We start from the raw sequence: 15,395 nt of genomic DNA on the forward strand, positions 1-15,395 counted from the left end.
GGTGCGTAGATGTCGGCACTTGCCGACGCGCTCCAGCTATCCGGTTACTGGTGTCGGCGGCTGCAGACGTGGTGCCCGGCTGGCTGTCGGAAGAATTCGTGGTCGCAGTCGCCTCGCCGTTGCCGTCGACCTCGCAGGTGTCGGCAATCGCAGACACGCCGCTGCCGTCGTCGCACGGCCGTGGTCCAGAGACGCCACCTGCAGGTCACCGACCGCTCCGGCCAGCGCCTGTGGTCGGCCGCCTGGCCGTCCCTGGGACTGCCCCTCCCGGCCAGCGTCCGCGGTCAGCCGCCCGGCCGCCCCTGGACCAGCCACCCCCGGCACCCTCCCCAGTCAGCGTCTGCAGTCAGCCGCCTGGCCACTCCCAGGACCGCCGTCCCCGATCATCGTCCGCGGTCAGCCGCCTGCCATTCCCGGGACCGCCGCCCTGGGCACTCGCCCCAGTCAGGGTCCGCAGTCAGCTGCCTGGGCCGCCCCCGGGACCGCCGTCCCCGGTCAGCCGCCCGGCCACTCCCGCGACAACCGCCCCGGGCACTCGTCCCGGCTAGCGTCCGCAGTCAGCAGCCTGGGCCACCTCCGGGACCGCTGCCCCGGCCATCGTCCGCGGTCAGCCGCCTGCCATTCCCGGAACCGCCGCCTCGGGCACCCGTCCCAGCCAGGGTCTGCGGTCAGCCGCCCGGCCGCTCCCAGGACCGCCGCTACCCCGAGCACCCTCCGCGGCCAGCCATCCCAGACTCCGCAGCCGTCCGGCCTCGCGCCCAGTCCTCCCACCAAACCGGGCCAAACCCAGCGCTCCCTCCTGACTCCTGCCCTCGCCTCCGCGCCTCCCGGGCCGATTCCTGAGTTTCCCTCACGTTCGAGGCAGGTATTGGCGGCCCGCCAATCATGATCCGGTAGCCTCCCCAGGAATTCGGTGCGTGAGTTCGTGGTAGCGGATGGTGTCCGGAACCTCCGGTAAGTCACGGGTGTGACACCATCCGGCACTTCGTCGCAGAGATTCGCTTAGGGTGGGCAAGTGCGTGCTGCGCGGGTGGCTTTGATAGTCCTGCTCGGACTGGGTTTGGCGGGATATTCCGCGTGGCTGCTGGAGTTCTTCATGCAGACCGGGGTGTCGCCGACCGATCAGCCGGTCTGGGATTTGTTCTATGCGCAGCCGGTCTTCCAAGTCGCGACGGGCATCGGCGGCCTGGCCTTTTTCTTCACCGGACCCGCCCTGATGCGGCTCGCGCCAGCGCACTGGAGCGGGCGGTTGACGTCGGTGTCGGTGTCGGTGTTCGGGATCGTGCTGATGGTGTGCGCCGGGGTCCCGGAGACTGTGGTGACTCCGAACCTGCTGAGCGCGTCCGTCGCCGTCGGGGCGTTCAGCCTGGTCTTCTGGTGGCCGGCCGGCTGGCGGGCCTGTGCGGTGAGTTGCCTGGTGGTCGTGCTGGTCGCGTGGGGGCTGGTGGTGGCGTCGACGCTGGCCGGGCACCTGGAAGGCGTGTTCACCCGGGTTCAGCTGGTGGTGCACGCGGCGCAGGTCGTGATCGGCGGCGCGTACGTCGTGCAGACCCCGGTTCCGGTCCGCGGCCGAAAATTGTCGGTGGCGGGTGCGATGCTGCGGAGCAACAGACTCCGGAAGTGAGGCCACCATGGCTGGCAAAGTCTCCTCAACCCCTGACGAGCGCGGCGGTTTGCTCGGTTTCCTGGCTCAGCAGCGGCAAGCGGTGAAGACCGCCGCGTACGGGCTGACCGACGACCAGGCGCGCGCCGTGCCCAGTGCGAGCGCCCTGAGCGTAGGCGGCCTGCTGAAGCACGTGTCGTCCACCGAAAGCGGCTGGATTGACCTGGTGCTGCGCCTCCCGCCGAAGCCCTTCGCCGAAAGCATCGCGACCTACCAGGAAAACTACCGCCTCGGCCCGGACGAGACGCTGGAGTCGGCCTTCGCCGCCTACGACCAGGTCGCCGCCCGCACCGAAGAGGTCATCGCCGGGATCGAGGACCTGAACCAGGAAGTCCCGATCCCGAAGGACGTCCCCTGGTTCCCGGACGACGCCTCGGCCTGGTCGGTCCGCTGGGTGCTGCTGCACCTGATCGAGGAAACCGCCCGGCACGCCGGCCACGCCGACATCGTCCGAGAATCCCTGGACGGTGCCACAGCCATGCCCCTGCAAGCCGCCGCAGAGGGCTGGCCGGAGACGGACTGGCTGAAGCCGTGGAAACCGGCGGAATGAGCTGACTCTCGCTGACCGCTGGCTTGATCGGCGGTGACTGGCGCGCCGGTCGAGTTGGGCGGCCTGGTTGAAGGCTGCGCGACTGGTCGGTTGTGACGGCTGAGTCGTCCGAGTTGGACTGCTGGCTGAAGTCCGGGTGGCCGGTCGGCTAGCTGGGAAGACCTAGTCACACGGGTTGGGTTGCCTCGGTCGGCGGCGGTCGGCGCTTTGGCTTGGGCTGGGCAAGACGGGCTGGTCGCGGACGTCGGGATCGTCGGCTGGCTGGCAGCGGTTGGGCTGCCGGGGCCAGACACCTGCCGACCGGGCGGCTTTGGCTGCCCGCGGCCTTTGCTCGGCAAGTGGGTGCACTCGGTTGGGAACCTGCGGCACTGGGGGTGCGGCTGGATTCCGACCGAGTGCGCCAAGGCTTAAGCCTGATCACGAAGCTTCGGGTGGCAGCCAGCCAAGACTTCAGCGGCCCTGCGCCCAGCGGGCCTGCGCCTCAGCGGCGTGCACTTGAGCGGCCCTGAACTTGAGCTGCCTGCACTTCAGTGACGCTGCACTGAGCGGCCTTGTACTTCAGCGCCCCCGCCGATCAGTGACCCTCCCGATTAGCGGTCAAGGCAGACCAGCTCCGCAGCTGACCGTCAGAACAGCGTCGGTTCCTCCGGGAACGCTCCCTCGATCACCAACATCCGCCGCTTCGTCTCAACCCCGCCTGGTGCCGAAAAGCCGCCGGTGTTCTTGCCTGCTCCCAAAACCCGGTGGCACGGCACAATGATCGGAAACGGATTGTTCCCCATCGCCTGCCCGACGGCCTGCGCGGAGCCCGGCGCACCCAGTTGATGCGCGATATCCCCGTACGTCAGGACTTTCCCCGGCGGAATAGCCCGCGCGACGTCGTACGCGCGCCGGTTGAACTCCGGTACGTCTCGGTAATCCAACGGTGCCGCACGCAAATCGCGAGCCTCTCCCGACAGCAGCGCGACGACATCGTCCACCACTGCGCGAAGGTCCTCCGGCACCGGCGAATCCACCGCGTCAGGGAAGCGGGTCGCGAGGTGCGCGCGCGTCCGCTCGGCTGTGCTTCCCGGCAGCGCGGTTCCGATCACCGCACCGTCCCGCCAGGCGAGGCCGCATGCCCCGATCGGGGTGTCGAACACCGTGTACCCAACCGTCATACCGGCCAGCGTACGACCCCGCACCGACAGAAACTGGCGAGAAAACGACACGACCCTGGACCCGTAGCGACCGGGTTCTGCGACCCGGCCGATCGTGCCTGGCAATGGCTAACGGCACCTGAAGCCGCCGCTAGCCGAGCCGAAAACTAGTCCGTCGAGCCGAAACTAGCCCATCGAGCCGGAAACCCCAGCCGGAATCAGACCGCAGCAAAAGCCCGGTCGTGCCCAGCACCAGAACGGCACACCAGATCCCAGCCCGTCGCGTCCAGCTACCAGCCAACCGCGCCCGGCAAGCCCCGGCCCCGCCTCTGAAACGGACCCGGAAACCCCGATCAGGACTTCCGCTCCCGCCACCCGTTCGTCATCGGCAGCCGCCGGTCCCGGCCGAAAGCCTTGAACGTGATCTTCGTGCCCGGCGGATACTGCCGCCGCTTGTACTCGGCTCGGTCGACCATCCGCACCACCCGGTCGATCGTCTCCGGGTCGAACCCGGCCTCGATCAGGTCCGCGTACCCGCGGTCGTTCTCGACGTAATCGTCCAGGACGTCGTCCAGCAGCTCGTAATCCGGCAGCGAGTCCGAGTCCTTCTGGTCCGGCCGCAGCTCCGCCGAAGGCGGCTTCGTGATCGAGTTTTCCGGAATCGGCGGCGTTTCCCCGCGCTTGGCCGCTTCCTCGTTCCGCCACCGCGCCAGCTGCCACACGTGCGTCTTGAACAAGTCCTTGATCGGCGCGAAGGCCCCGACCGCATCGCCGTAAATAGTCGAGTAGCCGACGGCCAGCTCGGTCTTGTTGCCGGTCGCGAGCACGAGGTGCCCGTCCAAATTGGACAGAGCCATCAGCAGCATCCCGCGCACCCGCGCCTGGATGTTCTCCTCCGCGAGCCCGGTCAACTGCAGCTGGTTGACGTACACGTCGACCATGTCGCCGATCGGCTCGACCCGGTAGTGCGCGCCGATCCGCTCCGCCAAGTCGGAAGCGTCGTCCCGCGAGTGCGAGGACGAGTACTTCGACGGCATCGAAACGCCGTACACGTTGTCGCCGCCGAGCGCGTCCGCCGCCAGCGCCGCGCAGACTGCCGAGTCGATTCCGCCGGAGAAGCCGAAGGTGACCGTCGAGAAGCCGTTCTTGTGCACGTAATCGCGCAGCCCGACGACCAGCGCCGACCACACCTCGGCCTCGTCCGAGAGCGGTTCGCTGATCGTCCGGGCCGAAAGCGGCTCATAGGCGGGCAGCGGTTCGTTCCCGAGCACTCGCCGGTGCACTTCCAGCCCGTCGAAAGAGCCGGTGGCGGCAGCACTGGCAACAGGCAGGTCCAAATCCAGCACCAGCAGGTGCTCCACGAACTGCGGCGCCCGCGCGAGCAGGGTCCCGTCCGAGCCGACCACCAGCGAGTCGCCGTCGAAGACCAGATCGTCCTGCCCGCCGACCTGGTTCGTGTACACCAGCGGCGCGCCCGCCTCGGCCGCTCGCCGGGCGATCAGCGGCAGCCGTTGTTCGTCCTTCGACCGCTCGTACGGCGAGGCGTTCGGCGCGACCACCAGGTCGACCCCGGCCTTGCCCAGCGCGGAGATCGGGCCGCCGTCCTGCCAGATGTCCTCGCAGATCACCATGCCGATGTCGACGCCGTGCAGCCGCAGCACCTCAAGCTCGGTGCCCGGTTTGAAATACCGGTGCTCGTCGAACACTCCGTAGTTCGGGAGGTGGTGCTTGAACTGCCGGGCCACGACCTCGCCGCGGTACAGCGCCGCCGCCGCGTCGCGTGGGCCGATCTCGTCGTGGTCGAGGTAGCCGACATACGCCAGCACCTCGCCGCAGCCTGCCTCGTCGAGCCGGCGCGCCAGTTCGGTCACCGAACGCCGGGACGCCTCGGCGAACGTGCGCCGGAGCGTGAGGTCCTCGACCGGATAACCGGTCTGGGACATCTCCGGGAACACGACGACGTGCGCGCCCGCCTCGGCGGCCTTGCGGGTCCACTCGACGGTGAGCGCGGTGTTCCCGTCGATGTCGCCGACGGTGGTGTTGACCTGGGCCAGTGCGATGCGCAGTTGCGGCATGCCGCCATTCTGTCCCACCGCACCGACAGAAACTACGCGGAGGTGAGCCAGAGAACGGCGAAGGGCCCCTCACCCGCGGCGAGGGGCCCTCCGAAAGAAGGAATCAGGACTTCTTCATCCGCATCATGCTGCGCACCTTCTTGACCGTCTGCTCGAAGTCCGAGTCGAACGGGTTGTCGTGCACCAGGTACGTCCACGTCGTGTTCGCCCGCCGCACGCCGACGTCCTCGAGGTCGAGGCCGTCGTCGGTGATCTCGGCTTCCTCGAGCGTCTTCGCCGCCCGCGAGGCGGATTCGGCGATGATCTTGTGGAACTCCGGGATCGCCGCGCGGTGGAACTCGTCCAGCGGCGTCTCGCGGGCCAGCGCGCGCAGGTGGATGCTCTCGCGCACGTCGGTGAGGTACGCCAGGTGGTCCGACCACAGCTGGTCGAGGTGGAACAGCCGGACCTCGCGGCACACCTGCTCAAGGCGGTCGGAGTCGTCCAGCTTTTCCTTCAGCTCGGCGAACTTCTCCGGCTGCGCCTTCTCCAGCTCCTCGGCCGCGAGCCCGGTGTGCAGCACCTTGTCGCGGTGCTCCAGCAGTTCGGCGCGCTGCCGCTCGATCAGCCGGGTGTAGCGCCAGGTGTTGCGGTGGATCTCCAGGTCGACGCCCTCGGCCACGCGCTGGGCGTGGTTGAGCTGCCGGTGCGCGGCCGGGTCGGTGATCTCGCCGGTCTCGGTGTCCGCGTCGATGCCGTCCGGCAGGTCCGGCGCGTTCGACAGCACGAGGTCGTCGTTGAGGCTCGCGAAGAAGATCGCGCTGCCCGGGTCGCCCTGTCGTCCCGACCGGCCGCGCAGCTGCCCGTCGAGACGGCTCGACGGATACCGCGCGGTGCCGATCACGTGCAGGCCGCCCAGCTCGGCGACCTCTTCTCGGGTCGTGCCGTCGCTGCCGCCGAGCCGGATGTCGGTACCGCGACCGGCCATCTGGGTGGACACGGTGACCGCGCCCTTCTTGCCCGCCTCGGCGATGATCGCGGCTTCTTCGGCGTCGTTGCGCGCGTTCAGCACGACGCACGGCAGCTCGGCCTTCGCCAGCTTTTCCGCCAGCTCCTCGGACTCGGCGACGTCCTGGGTGCCGACGAGGATCGGCCGCCCGGTCTCGTGCACCGTGCGGATCTCCTCCTCGATCGCGCGCAGTTTCTGCGACGGCGAGGCGAAGACGCGGTCCTGCTGGTCCTCGCGGACGTTCGGGGTGTTCGGCGGGATGACCGCGACCTCGAGCTTGTAGAACTCGCGCAGCTGCTCGGCGACCGCGACCGCGGTACCGGTCATGCCCGCGACCTCGGGGTAGCGCGCGAGCAGCGCCTGCACCGTGATCGAGTCGAGGATTTCGCCCCGGTCGGTGGCGGTGACCTGCTCCTTCGCCTCGACCGCGGCCTGCAGCCCGTCCGGCCAGCGCTGCAGTTCGGCGACGCGGCCGCGGGCGGCGTTGATCAGCTGCACCTTGCCGTCGCGGACCAGGTAGTCGACGTCGCGGGTGAGCAGCGCGTGCGCGTGCAGGGCGACGTTCACCGCGGCGAGCCGGTCCGAACCGGACTCGTCATACAGGTCGACACCGCCGAGCGACTTCTCCACGACCGACGCGCCGGCGCTGGTCAGCCACGCGTTGCGGCCCTCGGAGTCGGTCTCGTAGTGCAGGCCGAGCCGCAGCCGCCGGACGATCTTGGCGACCTCCTCGTCGGCGTCGTTGTGGTCGATCGAACCGGCCATGACCAGCGGCACGCGCGCCTCGTCGACCAGCACCGAGTCGGCCTCGTCGACGATCGCCACCTCGGGGGCCTTCTGCACCAGGTCGTCAGCGCTGGTGACCAGCCGGTCGCGCAGCACGTCGAAGCCGATCTCGGCGACCGCGCCGTAGGTGACCTCCTTGCCGTAGGCCTCCTTGCGCTCCTCCTTCGAGTGCGCCGGTTCGACCCAGCCGACGGTGACGCCGAGCAGGTCGTAGACCGGGCCCATCCACTCCGCGTCGCGGCGGGCGAGGTAGTCGTTGACCGTGACGACGTGCACCCGGCGGCCGCGCAGCGCGTACCCGGCGCCGGCCAGCGCGCCGGCGAGCGTCTTGCCCTCACCGGTCTCCATCTGCACGACGTGGCCGGTGAGCAGGCCCATGGTGCCGAGCAACTGCACGTCGAAGGCCCGCTCGCCGAGCTTGCGCCGGGCGGCCTCGCGGCCGAGCGCGCAGATCTCGATCAGCTGGCCGTCGGTGAACGAGGCGGCCCCGCCGATGGCGTCCCGCAGCTTGCCCGCGCGCTCGGTGAGCTCGGCGTCCTCGAGCTTCTCCAGCTCCGGTTCGAGCTTCTCGACGGCGGGCAGCAGCGCTTCGTAACGGGTCAGCTCGACGCTGCCCGGCCGCTGGATGATCCGGCGGAGCCGCTTGCCCACCCGGCTGATCAGTGCCACCCCTGGTCTCCTCGTGTCGATGTGTCTCCGGTCGCACCCCGCACTGCCCAACGCGCCGACGGTGCGTTCGAGTTCCGCGCCCGGATGGCACGATCAAACCGTGCCACGTCATCCCAGCGCCAGCCCGAAAGTCCATCCGTTCGTCGCGTTAGCGGCTGCCGGCCTGCTCGCGACCACGCTCGGGGCGTGCTCGGCCAAGCCCGATCAGGCCGCGCTCGTGCCGACGGTCGAATCGCACGCGCCGGTGGGCCCGGTGCCCGCCGGACTGGCGCGGTTCTACGGGCAGAGCGTCTCCTGGTCCGCGTGTGCACCCTACGCGACCTCGGACGACGCGCGGTCCGCCTTCAAGACGCAGGGAATCGAGTGCGGACGGCTCACGGTCCCGTTGAACTATGACAAACCGGACGGCCAGACGATCACCATCGGCGTGCTGCGGCACCGCGCGAGCGATCCGGGCCAGAAAATCGGTTCGCTCGTGGTGAACCCGGGCGGACCGGGCGCTTCGGGCATGGTCGCCGCGGCGGGCCTGCTCGACCAGGTGTCGAAGTCCGATCTCGGCGACCGGTTCGACCTCGTCGGCTTCGACCCGCGGGGGATCGGGGCCAGCGAACCGCAGATCAAATGCCTGACCGGACCCGAGCGCGACGCCGACCGTGCCGACGACAGCGAGACCGACGGTTCTCCCGCCGGCGTCGCGAAGCAGGAGACGGAACAGAAAGACTTCGCCGCGAAGTGCACACAGCGCACGAAGTACGGCGACGACATGCTCGCGCACGTCGGTACGCGCGACGTCGTTAAGGACATGGACGTGCTGCGAAGCGTCCTCGGCGACGAGAAGCTCACGTACCTCGGCTACTCGTACGGCACGCGCATCGGATCCACGTACGCGGAGACCTTCCCGAAGAACGTGCGCGCGCTCGTTCTAGACGGCGCTGTCGACCCGACGCAGAGCCCGGAGGACTCACTCGTCGCGCAGGGCCAAGGCTTCGGCGGAGCGTTCAACGAGTTCGCGAAGTGGTGCGCGGCGCGTCAGGACTGCGCGCTCGGCCACGACCCGGCCGCGGCGACGAAGCAGTTTCAAGACCTCACGCGCCGGTTGATCGACTTCCCCGTGCCCGTGGGCGACGGCCGCAAGCTGTCGTACGACGACGCGACCACCGGTGCCATCCAGGCCCTCTACCAGCAGAGTCTCTGGGAGTACCTCAACACCGGGCTGAACGAGCTGAAGCTGCAGCGCGGCACGACGTTGGAGAAGCTCGCCGACATCTACAACGAGCGTAATCCGGACGGCAGCTACGGCACCACACAGGACGCCTTCATCGCGATCCGTTGCGTCGACGATCCGCGCATCACCGATCCGAAGCAGATCCTCGAAGGCCAGGAGAAATACGTAAAGGCTGCGCCGTTCCTCGACGACGGTCGCCAAGCCAGCTCCGCTCGCGACGCGTGCGCGTTCTGGCCGGTGCCGAACACGTCGAAGCCGCACGAGCCGAACGTCGAAGGCCTGCCGAAGACCCTGACGATCTCGACCACGAACGACCCGGCGACGCCGTACCAGGCGGGCGTGAATCTCGCGAAGGCGCTGAAGGGGTCGCTGTTGACCTTCGAGGGGACGCAGCACACGGTGTTCCTGCAGGGGAACGCCTGCGTCGACAAGGCGGGGACTGCGTACCTCATCGATGGCACGACACCGCCGGACGGCACTCGCTGTAAGGCCAGCTGAGGTTGCGCTGGCTCGCGACCAGCGCGGTGTTCATGCGAATCGGCCGGGCTATCAGGTGCCGGTTCGCGAGCGACGGCAACTGCTAAGACTGCTGATCCGTCAACAGCACTTCGTACATCACCGGGCTGTCGCGGTTCGTCGCTGGCGGCACCTGCAGCCACATCCGCGCGAAGTGGTGCGGTTCGGTCACCGTCACCCAGATCTTCACGTTTACGTCCGCGTGGATCTGCGGCACGAGCGTCGCCGCGACAGCCTGGGGCACCGTTCCGCCGACGCGGTATCCGTCGATGTGCTGGATCGTCTCGCGGATCTCGGTTTTCGGCTGCTGGAGCGAGTCGAGGAGACGGATCAGGCCGCCGTGCGGGCCGAGGAACCGGCCGACCGTGAAGGGCGTGGGACCGTTCGTTTCGCGACCCTTCGTGTCCTTGGCGGTCGCGGTGTGCCCGGAGACGGTGAACGAGAACGACCGATCGGTGAATTCCGCGCTGCCGCTCGCCTGTCCGCCGCTCTTGAGGGTCGCGTTGCCGACGAGCTTGGTCATCGGCAGGCCGGGCAGCACCCCGTTGACGCCGACCGAGAAGTGCAGGCTGCGGACCTTCGCGAAGTCCTCCTTGGCGGCGGCGACCAACCCGTCCGCCGCGGGCAAGGGGGGTGCCGCGGTGCAACCGCCGACCAGCCCGAGGAGCAGCAGCGCCGGCAGGACACGTCGGCTGAGCATGGCTGAGAGCCTACTTGGTTGGCCCGATCCTTTCGGATGGTGTCCTTCCGGCCACTGTCGACCAGGCCCGTACCACGCCAGACTGACTGCTCGTGACCGTTGAGACTCGTCCCGCCCGCCGCCTGCACCGCGCCTGGTTCGTTGCGGCGGCCGCGTTCGTCGCCCTCCTTGCCGCCGCCGGCTTCCGCGCCGCGCCGGGCGTCCTGATCGATCCGCTGCACCAAGAGTTCGGTTGGTCCCGCGCCACGATCGGCTCAGCCGTCTCGGTCAACCTCGTCCTGTACGGCCTCTTCGCGCCTTTCGCGGCAGCACTGATGGAGCGGTTCGGTATCCGCCGGGTCGCGGCTACCGCGCTGTGCGTCGTCGCTCTCGGTGCGGGCGGCACGGTCTTCATGAGCGCCAGCTGGCAGTTGATCCTCTGCTGGGGCGTGCTCGTCGGCCTCGGCACCGGCTCGATGGCGATGAGCTTCGCCGCGATGGTCGCGACGCGCTGGTTCGTGCGCCACCGCGGCGTCGTAACCGGCGTACTGACCGCCGCCGGGGCAACCGGACAGCTGATCTTCCTGCCGTTGATCGCGTCGCTCGCGGTGGACGACGGCTGGCGGACGGCATCCATGGTCATCGCCATCGCGGCTCTCGCGGTGGTCCCGGTCGTGCTGTTGGCCGTACGCGATCACCCCGCCGATGTCGGCACTGTCGCGTTTGGAGCGCCCGAAGACACCGAAGTGGCGCGCCCGGCACCGAAGGTCGGCACTGTCCGCCGAGGGTTGACGGTGCTGTTCCAGGCCGCGCGCACCCGTACGTTCTGGCTACTCGCCGTCGGGTTCGCCATCTGCGGGGCGACCACGAACGGGTTGGTCAGCACGCACTTCGTCCCGGCCGCCCACGACCACGGCATGCCGCAGACGACCGCGGCGAGCCTGCTCGCGCTGGTCGGTGTCTTCGACGTGGTGGGAACGATCGCGTCGGGATGGCTCACCGACCGTGTCGACCCACGGATCCTGCTCGGCGTCTACTACGCGTTGCGGGGAGTTTCGCTCGCCCTGTTGCCGCAGCTGTTCACGAATTCGGTCCAGCCGAGCATGTGGGCGTTCATCCTCTTCTACGGCCTGGACTGGGTCGCGACCGTTCCGCCGACGGTCGCGCTCTGCAGCCGGTCTTTCGGCGAAGCCGGTCCGATCGTGTTCGGCTGGGTCTTCGCCTGCCATCAGCTGGGCGCGGCGTTCGCCGCTTCCGCCGCCGGAGCGGTGCGCGACCAGTTCGGCGACTACGCGATCGCGTGGTACGTCGCCGCCGGGCTCGCGGTCATCGCGTCGGTCGCTTCGCTGTCGATCACCCGGTCAAGGAAGCCCCAGCTCGCCGCCGCGGCATAAATCGGACTCCAACGGGGGTGACCCGTGAAACATGGCGTTAACACGTGCTGGTTAGGGTTCGGCCATGGATCGCCAGCAGGAATTCGTGCTCCGCACTTTGGAAGAGCGCGACATCCGTTTCGTTCGCCTGTGGTTCACCGACGTGCTGGGATTTCTGAAGTCCGTCGCGGTCGCGCCCGCCGAACTGGAGGGCGCGTTCAGCGAGGGCATCGGTTTCGACGGCTCGGCCATCGAAGGCTTCGCGCGCGTCTACGAGTCGGACATGGTCGCCAAGCCCGACCCGTCCACGTTCCAGGTGCTGCCGTGGGAGACCCCGGAGGGCGGCCCGTACTCCGCGCGGATGTTCTGCGACATCGCGATGCCCGACGGTTCGCCGTCCTGGGCCGACCCGCGGCACGTGCTGCGCCGTCAGCTGTCGAAGGCCAGCGAGGCCGGTTTCACCTGCTACGTGCACCCGGAGATCGAGTTCTTCCTGCTCGCCAACCTCCCCGACGACGGCAGCGAGCCCGAGCCCGCGGACAACGGCGGCTACTTCGACCAGGCCAGCCACGCCACCGCGACCCACTTCCGCCGGCACGCGATCGAAACCCTCGAGGCGATGGGCATCTCGGTCGAGTTCAGCCACCACGAAGGCGCGCCGGGGCAGCAGGAAATCGACCTTCGCTACGCCGATGCCCTGACCATGGCCGACAACGTGATGACGTTCCGTTACGTCGTCAAGGAGGTCGCGCTGACCCAGGGCGTGCGCGCGACCTTCATGCCGAAGCCGTTCACCGACCAGCCCGGTTCCGGCATGCACACCCACGTGAGCCTGTTCGAAGGCGACCGCAACGCGTTCTACGACGCCGAGGACCCGCACGAGCTGTCCGAGACCGGCAAGGCGTTCGTCGCCGGGGTCCTGCACCACGCCAAGGAAATCTCCGCCGTCACCAATCAGTGGGTCAATTCCTACAAACGGCTGATCAGCGGCAGCGAGGCTCCGACGACGGTGTCGTGGGGGAGGGCCAACCGCTCGGCGCTCGTGCGCGTGCCGATGTACTCGCCGGGCAAGGCGTCGTCGCGGCGCGTGGAAATCCGGACGCTCGATTCGGCGTGCAACCCGTACCTGGCCTACTCGGTGATACTGGCCGCGGGGCTGAAGGGCATCGAAAAGGGCTACGAGCTGCCGCCGCCCGCCGAGGACAACATCTGGCAGTTGTCGGACTCCGAGCGCCGCGCCGCCGGTTACTCGCAGTTGCCGCAGAACCTCGGCGAGGCGCTTTCCGAGATGGAGAAGTCCGAGCTGCTGCCGGAAGCGCTCGGCGAGCATGTCTATGACTTCTTCTTGCGCAACAAGCGGGTCGAGTGGGACAACTACCGGAGCGCGGTCACTCCGTACGAGCTCCGGACTCTGTTGCCGATGCTCTGAGGAGCCCCCGGGCCGTGCTCCGACGTTGGGGAGGCATCGGAACATGGGAAAAAGACTGCCCGCCGTACTCGCCGCACTGGTCGCGGCGGCGGGCTTGGCCACCGCGCCGCCAGCGGTCGCGATGCGGGGTGACCACTCGGACCCGGCCGAGCTGCACTTCGACCTCGACCGCGCGGACATCCCGTCGCTGCAGCACCGGATGGCGACCGGGCAGCTCACCGCGACCCGGCTGACCAGCGCGTACCTCGCCCGGGTCCGGGTGCTGGACCCGAAGGTCAACGCCGTCCTCGCGCTCAACCCGGCCGCGCTCGCGCAAGCCGCGGCCAGCGACGTCCGGCACCGGACCGGCCGCACCCGCGGTCCGCTCGACGGGATCCCGGTGCTGGTCAAGGACAACGTCGACACCCACGACCAGCAGACCACCGCCGGTTCGCGCGCGCTGCGGAGCCGTCCGGCGAAGGACGCCACGCTGATCACCCGGCTGCGCGACGCCGGCGCGGTGATCCTCGGCAAGGCGAACCTGTCGGAATGGGCCAACTTCCGCGCCGCGAAGCCGACTTCCGGCTGGTCCGGCGTCGGCGGGCAGACCAACAACCCATACGTGCTGGACCACAACCCGTGCGGGTCATCCGCCGGATCCGCGGCCGGCGTCGCCGCGTCGCTCGCGCAGGTCGCGGTCGGCAGCGAGACCGACGGGTCGATTGTGTGCCCGGCCGGGATGACCGCGACAGTCGGGCACAAGCCGAGCCTCGGGCTCGTCAGCCGCACCGGCGTCGTGCCGATCTCCGCGGAACAGGACACGGCGGGACCCATCGCGCGCAACGTCGTCGACACCGCGCTGACGCTCTCGGTCCTGCAGGGCCGAGACCCCTCCGACCCGGCCACCCTGCGCTACCCGTCGACCCAGCCGACCGACTACGCGAAACTCCTTCGCCCCGGTGTTCTGCGCGGTGCCCGGATCGGGCTGTGGCGGCTGCCGGTGCTCGGCCCGGACACGGACGCCGTGGTCAGCAAGACGAAAGCCTCGCTGGAACGCGCCGGCGCGACGGTTGTCGAGGTGACGCTGCCGTACCAGGACCGGCTCGCGGCGCTGGAGTTCCCGGCGCTGCTGACCGAGTTCCACCGCGACATCGACGCCTACCTCGCCACCCGCCCCACCGGCCCGCGGAACCTGGCGGACCTCGTCGCGTACAACCGCGCTGACCCGCTGGAACGCACCTGCTTCGCTGGTCAGGAACTGTTCGAGCAGGCGCTCGCCGCGCCCGGTCCGCAGGATCCGGCCTACCTGAAGAACCGGGCCGAGCTGACGGACCTGTCGCGCCGGTCCCTTGACGAGACCCTCGCGAAGTACGACCTGGACGCCATCGCGTCGCCGACGAACCCTCCTGCCTGGAAGACGGACTGCGCGGTCGGCGACAACGACGTGATCCCGTCCTCGACCCCGGCCGCGGTGGCGGGCTACCCGGCCGTCACCGTGCCGGCAGGTTCGGTCGGACCGCTGCCGGTGGGGATTTCGTTCATGGGCGGACAGTGGACGGACGGGAAGATGCTCGCGCTGGCCGCGGACTACACGCGGGTCGCGCCAGCTCGGGTTCCGCCTCGGTACTTGCCCCGGTTGCCCGGGTAGGTCTTTCGAGGTCGCCCTAAGCGGGTGAAGGTTTGTCGGCCGCCGGTCAGTGCACTGCACTGACCGGCGGCTTTCGTTTTTCGGCGGGTGTGGCTGCGGATCAGTCGGGTGGCCGGGCAGCGGGCTGACCTGCGTAATTGGGTTGCGGATGCGGCCGCGAAGGAGTGGTCTTGGGCCGCGGCTGGGCCGGTTCGAAGGCGTTCCGGCGGAGACCTGGGTCACTCGAGGGCCGTCCGGAGCCCCGCCGAGCGCGCCCGACGGCCCGCGAACCGGTCGAATCAGCCCGCTGTCAAGGCTCTGACCAGCGTCGATGCCGTTAAGTGACCCCCCTGTTTTCGGGTGGTTGGACGGCATGTAATCTTCTCTTCGTCGCCAGGAACACCGGGCCGGCGGGGCCGAAAGCCTCACCGATCAGGAGCCAGGGCCGAGCGGGTTGACACCGCGAAACGGACCAGGTAATGTTCAGCGTCGGCCCACGAGCGGCCGCCGACTCCCTACGACTAGCTTGTAGGTACCGGCATGCTCGACCAAAAGCTTGAAATAACGCATCGAGCTTGGCCTGGTTGATTCCGGGGTTGGTTCGGGGTGTGTTGCTTGAGAACTCAACAGTGTGCTAGTGAACTAAGCCAGTAGAGCTTAATATGAAACCCCCTCGTCGGGGTTTCCTTTGAGAATG

General features: G+C 68.9%; 10 protein-coding genes. 6 read left to right on the top strand and 4 right to left on the bottom strand.

Annotated features, from left to right (window positions below; genetic code table 11):
• Positions 1-1,015 precede the first annotated feature (1,015 nt).
• Both ACZ7SW_RS22195 and ACZ7SW_RS22200 read left to right on the top strand, forming a co-directional pair.
• Complete coding sequence (locus ACZ7SW_RS22195; protein ID WP_470232302.1) at positions 1,016-1,624, top strand: hypothetical protein; 609 nt, start codon at positions 1,016-1,018, stop codon at positions 1,622-1,624.
• A 7-nt stretch (positions 1,625-1,631) separates the two neighbouring features.
• Positions 1,632-2,213, top strand: a complete 582-nt coding sequence (locus tag ACZ7SW_RS22200; protein WP_470232303.1) for a DinB family protein — start codon at positions 1,632-1,634, stop codon at positions 2,211-2,213.
• Between the two features lie 626 nt (positions 2,214-2,839).
• Here ACZ7SW_RS22200 and ACZ7SW_RS22205 read toward each other — a convergent pair.
• The 3 genes from ACZ7SW_RS22205 to secA2 form a co-directional block, all read right to left on the bottom strand.
• The gene (locus ACZ7SW_RS22205; RefSeq protein WP_470232304.1) at positions 2,840-3,373 is read right to left on the bottom strand and encodes a methylated-DNA--[protein]-cysteine S-methyltransferase; all 534 of its coding nucleotides are present in this window, start codon (positions 3,371-3,373) and stop codon (positions 2,840-2,842) included.
• Positions 3,374-3,705: 332 nt separating this feature from the next.
• Positions 3,706-5,427, bottom strand: a complete 1,722-nt coding sequence (locus tag ACZ7SW_RS22210; protein ID WP_470232305.1) for an NAD+ synthase — start codon at positions 5,425-5,427, stop codon at positions 3,706-3,708.
• Between the two features lie 103 nt (positions 5,428-5,530).
• A complete protein-coding gene (gene secA2, locus ACZ7SW_RS22215) occupies positions 5,531-7,870 on the bottom strand; it encodes an accessory Sec system translocase SecA2 (RefSeq protein ID WP_470232306.1) in 2,340 nt (779 codons plus the stop codon).
• A 100-nt stretch (positions 7,871-7,970) separates the two neighbouring features.
• Between secA2 and ACZ7SW_RS22220 the strand changes: the two genes are divergently transcribed.
• Positions 7,971-9,593, top strand: coding sequence for an alpha/beta hydrolase (locus ACZ7SW_RS22220; protein WP_470232307.1), 1,623 nt, complete (start codon positions 7,971-7,973; stop codon positions 9,591-9,593).
• 82 nt (positions 9,594-9,675) lie between these two features.
• Here ACZ7SW_RS22220 and ACZ7SW_RS22225 read toward each other — a convergent pair whose 3' ends face one another.
• Positions 9,676-10,311, bottom strand: coding sequence for an LppX_LprAFG lipoprotein (locus ACZ7SW_RS22225; protein ID WP_470232308.1), 636 nt, complete (start codon positions 10,309-10,311; stop codon positions 9,676-9,678).
• Positions 10,312-10,403: 92 nt separating this feature from the next.
• On the opposite strand from ACZ7SW_RS22225, the gene ACZ7SW_RS22230 reads away from it, so the two are divergent.
• The 3 genes from ACZ7SW_RS22230 (at position 10,404) to ACZ7SW_RS22240 (ending at position 14,719) form a co-directional block, all read left to right on the top strand.
• Positions 10,404-11,684 carry an MFS transporter gene (locus ACZ7SW_RS22230; RefSeq protein ID WP_470232309.1) on the top strand — a complete coding sequence of 427 codons (1,281 nt, stop codon included), beginning with the start codon at positions 10,404-10,406 and terminating at the stop codon, positions 11,682-11,684.
• A gap of 64 nt (positions 11,685-11,748) precedes the next feature.
• Positions 11,749-13,092, top strand: coding sequence for a type I glutamate--ammonia ligase (gene glnA / locus ACZ7SW_RS22235; protein WP_470232310.1), 1,344 nt, complete (start codon positions 11,749-11,751; stop codon positions 13,090-13,092).
• A gap of 43 nt (positions 13,093-13,135) precedes the next feature.
• Positions 13,136-14,719 (top strand): amidase, encoded by a 1,584-nt coding sequence (locus tag ACZ7SW_RS22240; protein ID WP_470232311.1) that lies wholly within the window; start codon positions 13,136-13,138, stop codon positions 14,717-14,719.
• Positions 14,720-15,395: the final 676 nt, after the last annotated feature.

It is taken from the genome of Amycolatopsis sp. NPDC114484 (assembly GCF_055633755.1).

What these genes read in the sequence shown, in the direction of transcription:
- ACZ7SW_RS22200 (WP_470232303.1), top strand. Translation starts at nt 1,632, where the DNA reads ATGGCTGGCAAAGTCTCCTCAACCCCTGACGAGCGCGGCGGTTTGCTC.
- ACZ7SW_RS22205 (WP_470232304.1), bottom strand. Translation starts at nt 3,373, where the DNA reads ATGACGGTTGGGTACACGGTGTTCGACACCCCGATCGGGGCATGCGGC.
- ACZ7SW_RS22210 (WP_470232305.1), bottom strand. Translation starts at nt 5,427, where the DNA reads ATGCCGCAACTGCGCATCGCACTGGCCCAGGTCAACACCACCGTCGGC.
- ACZ7SW_RS22225 (WP_470232308.1), bottom strand. Translation starts at nt 10,311, where the DNA reads ATGCTCAGCCGACGTGTCCTGCCGGCGCTGCTGCTCCTCGGGCTGGTC.
- glnA (WP_470232310.1), top strand. Translation starts at nt 11,749, where the DNA reads ATGGATCGCCAGCAGGAATTCGTGCTCCGCACTTTGGAAGAGCGCGAC.
- ACZ7SW_RS22240 (WP_470232311.1), top strand. Translation starts at nt 13,136, where the DNA reads ATGGGAAAAAGACTGCCCGCCGTACTCGCCGCACTGGTCGCGGCGGCG.